General features: G+C 73.6%; 4 protein-coding genes. 2 read left to right on the top strand and 2 right to left on the bottom strand.

All coding sequences use genetic code 11. The features are described 5' to 3' along the window. Nucleotides 1-98 precede the first annotated feature (98 nt). A complete protein-coding gene (dusB, locus tag DVA66_RS17155; RefSeq protein WP_114561156.1) occupies nt 99-1289 on the bottom strand; it encodes a tRNA dihydrouridine synthase DusB in 1191 nt (396 codons plus the stop codon). 72 nt (nt 1290-1361) lie between these two features. Here dusB and DVA66_RS17150 point away from each other — a divergent pair, with 72 nt between their 5' ends. Both DVA66_RS17150 and DVA66_RS17145 read left to right on the top strand, forming a co-directional pair. Next, nucleotides 1362-2213: a hypothetical protein gene (locus DVA66_RS17150; RefSeq protein WP_114561155.1), complete on the top strand. Its 852-nt coding sequence runs from the start codon at nt 1362-1364 to the stop codon at nt 2211-2213. Nucleotides 2214-2279: 66 nt separating this feature from the next. Continuing rightward, nucleotides 2280-3152, top strand: coding sequence for a hypothetical protein (locus DVA66_RS17145; RefSeq protein ID WP_114561154.1), 873 nt, complete (start codon nt 2280-2282; stop codon nt 3150-3152). Between the two features lie 10 nt (nt 3153-3162). On the opposite strand, the gene DVA66_RS17140 is transcribed toward DVA66_RS17145, so the two are convergent. Next, entirely contained in the window at nt 3163-4551 is a 1389-nt protein-coding gene (locus DVA66_RS17140) for a glycine--tRNA ligase (protein ID WP_114561153.1), read from the bottom strand. Between the last annotated feature and the right edge of the window lie 287 nt (nt 4552-4838).

Here is a 4838-nt window from a genome sequence, read left to right as displayed (position 1 = left end):
GAGGGGACACCGCTCGAGCGCCGGGTCGAGGTGGAAGCGGACGGTGGAGTGCGCGGGATCACCTCGAACCGGCCGGGGGGGTGGGTGGGCGGCGGGGATCAGCCGCCGGAGACGTCGTCCTCGGCGGCGGCGAGGTCGAGCTCGACGCCGCAGGTGTCGTCCAGCCAGCCCTCGGGCAGGGCCACCTTGGTGCGCGGGTTGCCGCGGCGGCCACGGGGGGCGCCGAGCTCGCTCTCGGGGAACGGCTCGGACGGGTCGAGGGTGGCCAGCTGGGCGTCCAGGTCGGCCATCGAGGAGACGGTGCCCAGACCGCGCCGGACGTCACCGCCGACCGGGAACCCCTTGAAGTACCAGGCCATGTGCTTGCGCAGGTCGGTCAGTCCGCGCTCCTCGCCCATCACCTCGGCCAGCAGCTCGGCGTGCCGGCGGACCGTCGCCGCCACCTCACCCAGCGTGGGCAGGGCGGTGCTGCGGCGGCCGAGGAAGGCCTGGGCGAGGTCGGAGAACAGCCAGGGACGTCCCAGGCAGCCGCGGCCGACGACGACGCCGGCGGCGCCGGTCTGCTCCACCATCCGCAGCGCGTCGGCGGCCTCCCAGATGTCGCCGTTGCCGAGCACCGGGATGTCGACGTGGTCGACCAGCCGGGCGATGGACTCCCAGTCGGCCTCACCGGAGTAGGACTGGGCGACGGTGCGCCCGTGCAGGGCGATCGCCGCCACCCCGGAGTCCTCGGCGATCCGGCCGGCGTCGAGGTAGGTGAGGTGGTCGGCGTCGATGCCCATCCGGGTCTTGCAGGTCACCGGGACGCCGTGGCGGCCGGCCGCCTTCACGGTGGCGGTGAGGATGGCGGCCAGCAGGTCGCGCTTCCACGGCAACGCCCCGCCGCCGCCCTTGCGGGTCACCTTGGGCACCGGGCAGCCGAAGTTGAGGTCGACGTGGGTCACGCCGAACTCCCCGCACAGGATGTCGGCGGCCCGGCCCATGTAGACGGGGTCCACGCCGTAGAGCTGCACCGAGCGGACCGTCTCCCCGCGGTCGAAGCCGAGCATCGACAGCGTCTTGGGGTCGCGCTCCACCAGCCCGCGGCTGGTGATCATCTCGCACACGAACAGCCCGGCCGGACGCCGCTCGCCCCCGGTCACCTCGTCGGCACCGCGCTCGGCCTGCTCGCGGCACAGCGTGCGGTAGGCGACGTTGGTGATGCCGGCCATCGGCGCCAGCACCACCGGCACGGGCACCTCGAGGGGGCCCAGGCGCAGGGGTCGGGTCAGCGTCGCGGTCTCGGTCATGGCCCGGTCATGGTAGTCGGCCGATCCGCCGCGGGCGAGCGGTGACCTGGCACCGGCGTAGCGTCCCGCCCCGTGGTCCTCAGCCGATTCTGGACGCCCGACTCCGAGCTCCCGCCGCTCACCCGTGCCGCCGCCGACCGGTTCCGCGCCCTGCTCGCCGACGAGCTGGGGAGCCGCGGTCGCCGGGCGGTGATCAAGCGCGGCGTCGCCCGCACCGACCGGGGCTCCTACCGGGTGGAGAACCTGGCGCGGGTCGTCGCCGGCCGTCCGCGGCGGGAGTGGCGGACGGCGCTCGCCGGGCACCTCGACGCACTCGACGGCCTCTCCGACCCGGACCTGGCCCTGGTCGACCTCGCCACCGTGCTGCCCCGGCTGCGTCGCAGCGCGACGCGTCCGCGAGAGCTGCACCGCGTCGTCACCGGCGACCTGCACTGCGTCTTCGTGCTCGACGGACCCGACCGCGTGACCCAGCCGGAGGCCGGCGAGCTGCTGCTGGCCAGCGGGGCGAGCCAGGACGACATCGACCAGCAGGCGCTGATCAACCTCGCGAGCCACCTGGCCGGCGAGCCGCCGGAGCGCTCGGAGGTGGGCACCACCACCACCGGTCACCCGGTGCAGGTCCTGCGGGGAGCCAGCACCTTCGTGGCCTCCGCCGCCCTGCTGCCCGTCTCCGAGGGCTGGCTCGGTCCGGACCCGTCCGGACGGGGTCACTTGGTGATGGTGCCGAACGGGCACCTCCTGCTGTCCACCCCGTTCGCCGTAGAACCCCACAACCTGGTGCCGGCCCTGGAGAAGATGGTCGAGCTCTCCGCCGACGGGCACGACGGCGAGGCCCCGATCGGGCCGGACGTCTTCTGGGTGCGCGGCGGCCGTTGGGACCAGCTCGGCGACGGGGACGTCACCGACTCCGCTCGCGGGCGCTAGCTGCACCGCCCGGAGCAGGGTGAGCGCCTCCATCCGCTGAGCCGCCAGCGGCGTAGCGTCGCGCCCGTGATCTTCCGCCGCAGGAGCACCCCCGACGCCGAGTTCACCCAGCTCGACCGCGCCGCCGCCGACCGCTTCCGCTCCGTCGTCACCGCCGAGCTGGCCCGCCGCGGACGCCCGTGCCGGATCGAGGCCGGCGTCGCCCACACCGGCGAGCGGGCCTACGGGCTGGAGAACCTGGTCCGCCTCGTCGCGCCACGCCCGCAGGAGGAGTGGCCTGCGCTGGTCGCGCAGCACCTCGACGTCGTGGACGCCGCGTCCGAGCGCGAGCCGGCCCCGGTTGACCTGGCCGCCCTGCTGCCGCGGCTCCGCCGGGTGGAGGACGCCGACGGCAGCACCCTGCAGCGGCGGCTGACCGATGACCTGGTCAGCCTGCTGGTGCTCGACGAGCCCGATCGGGTGACCACCCCGACGGCCCAGACGCTGCTCGCCACGGGCGTCGCCGCCGACGCGCTCGGCCGCCGGGCGCTGGCCAACCTGGCCGACCACCTCCGCGCCGAGCCGCTCGACCGCTTCGAGGTGCAGACCGACGGCCGCCCGGTGCACGGCCTGGTCGGCGACAGCTTCTTCGTCGCCTCGGCCGCGCTGCTGCCGGCCGCGCAGGGCTGGCTCGGTCCCGACCCGTACGGGCAGGGCCACCTGGTGGCCGTCCCCAGCCGGCACGTGCTGATGGCGACGCCGGTGGGCGGCCCGCCGGACTGGGTGGTCACCACGAACACGCTCGTCCAGCTGGCGACCGGGCGCCACGACGCCGACCCGGGACCGATCAGCCCCGACGTCTACTGGGTGCGCGCCGACCGCTGGACGCGCATCAGCCAACGCGCGGCGAGCGGCGTCAGCGTCACCCCCGGCCCGGAGCTGGAGGCGCTGCTGCGCTGAGCGGGTCGGCTCAGCAGCCCACCAGCCGTGCGGCGAGGTAGCTCTCGACCTGCGACAGGGCGACCCGCTCCTGGGTCATGGCGTCCCGCTCGCGGACGGTGACCGCGTCGTCGTCGAGGGTGTCGAAGTCGACGGTGAGGCAGAACGGGGTGCCGATCTCGTCCTGGCGGCGGTAGCGGCGACCGATCGCCTGGGCGTCGTCGAACTCGACGTTCCAGTGCCGGCGCAGCTGCGCGGCCAGGTCGCGGGCCTTGGGCGAGAGCGCCTCGTTGCGCGACAGCGGCAGCACCGCGGCCTTGACCGGGGCGAGCCGCGGGTCGAGCCGCAGCACGGTGCGCTTGTCGACGCCGCCCTTGGTGTTGGGCGCCTCGTCCTCGACGTAGGCGTCCACCAGGAAGGTCATCAGCGAGCGCGACAGCCCGGCTGCGGGTTCGATGACGTACGGCGTCCAGCGCTCGTCGGCGGCCTGGTCGTAGTACTCCAGCTTCTGCCCGGAGTGCTTGGAGTGGGTGCTGAGGTCGAAGTCGGTGCGGTTGGCGATGCCCTCGAGCTCACCCCACTCGCTGCCCTGGAACTGGAAGCGGTACTCGATGTCGACGGTCCGCTTGGAGTAGTGCGACAGCTTCTCCGCCGGGTGCTCGTAGTGGCGCAGGTTGGCCGGGTCGATGCCCAGGTCGGTGTACCAGCGGGTGCGCTCGTCGATCCAGTACTGGTGCCACTCCTCGTCCTCGCCCGGCTTGACGAAGAACTCCATCTCCATCTGCTCGAACTCGCGGGTGCGGAAGATGAAGTTGCCCGGGGTGATCTCGTTGCGGAAGCTCTTGCCGGTCTGGGCGATGCCGAACGGCGGCTTCTTGCGCGAGGTGGTGAGCACGTTGGCGAAGTTGATGAAGATGCCCTGGGCGGTCTCGGGGCGCAGGTAGTGCAGCCCGGACTCGTCCTCGACCACGCCGAGGTAGGTCTTGAGCATCATGTTGAACTCGCGCGGCTCGGTCCACTGCCCGCGGGTGCCGCAGTGCGGGCAGGCGATCTCGCTCAGCGGGATCGCGTCGGGATCACCGCCCTTCTTGGCCGCGATGGCCTCCTGCATGTGGTCCACCCGGAACCGCTTGTGGCAGGAGAGGCACTCGGTCAGCGGGTCGGTGAACTCGCCGACGTGGCCGGAGGCGACCCAGGTCTGGCGCGGCAGGATGATGCTGGAGTCGAGCCCGACGACGTCCTCGCGGGCGGTGACCATCGACTTCCACCACTGCCGCTTGATGTTCTCCTTGAGCTCCACGCCCAGCGGTCCGTAGTCCCACGCCGACCGGGTGCCGCCGTAGATCTCACCGCACGGGAAGACGAAGCCACGGCGCTTGGCCAGGGAGATGACGTTGTCGACACGGCTGGTGGGGGCCACGGGGTCTCCTCGAGGTCGTCGGTGGTCGGCGGGTGGCCCGCACCGGCTGGCGGGGCTGGCGACCGCGGTCGCCCGGGCCGGACCCGGCCCCTCACCCTAGTCGCTCCGGACGCCGCACGCCCGCCCGTCGTCGGCTGACGGCGGGCGGACGGGGACTCGCTGGGGAGGGGTCAGCGGCGACCGGGGGCCGGGGACACGTCGGCGTCCTGGGCCGGTGCCGGCTCGGCGGCCAGCTCGAGCTCCTCGCGGGCGTGGGCGGCGCCGAGCATCGTCTCGCTCTCGGTGCC

This window comes from Desertihabitans aurantiacus (assembly GCF_003344635.1).
Lineage (GTDB): Bacteria > Actinomycetota > Actinomycetes > Propionibacteriales > Propionibacteriaceae > Desertihabitans > Desertihabitans aurantiacus.
The sequence above is the reverse complement of the archived record's forward strand: the minus strand, read 5'-3'. Positions and strand labels throughout refer to the sequence as shown.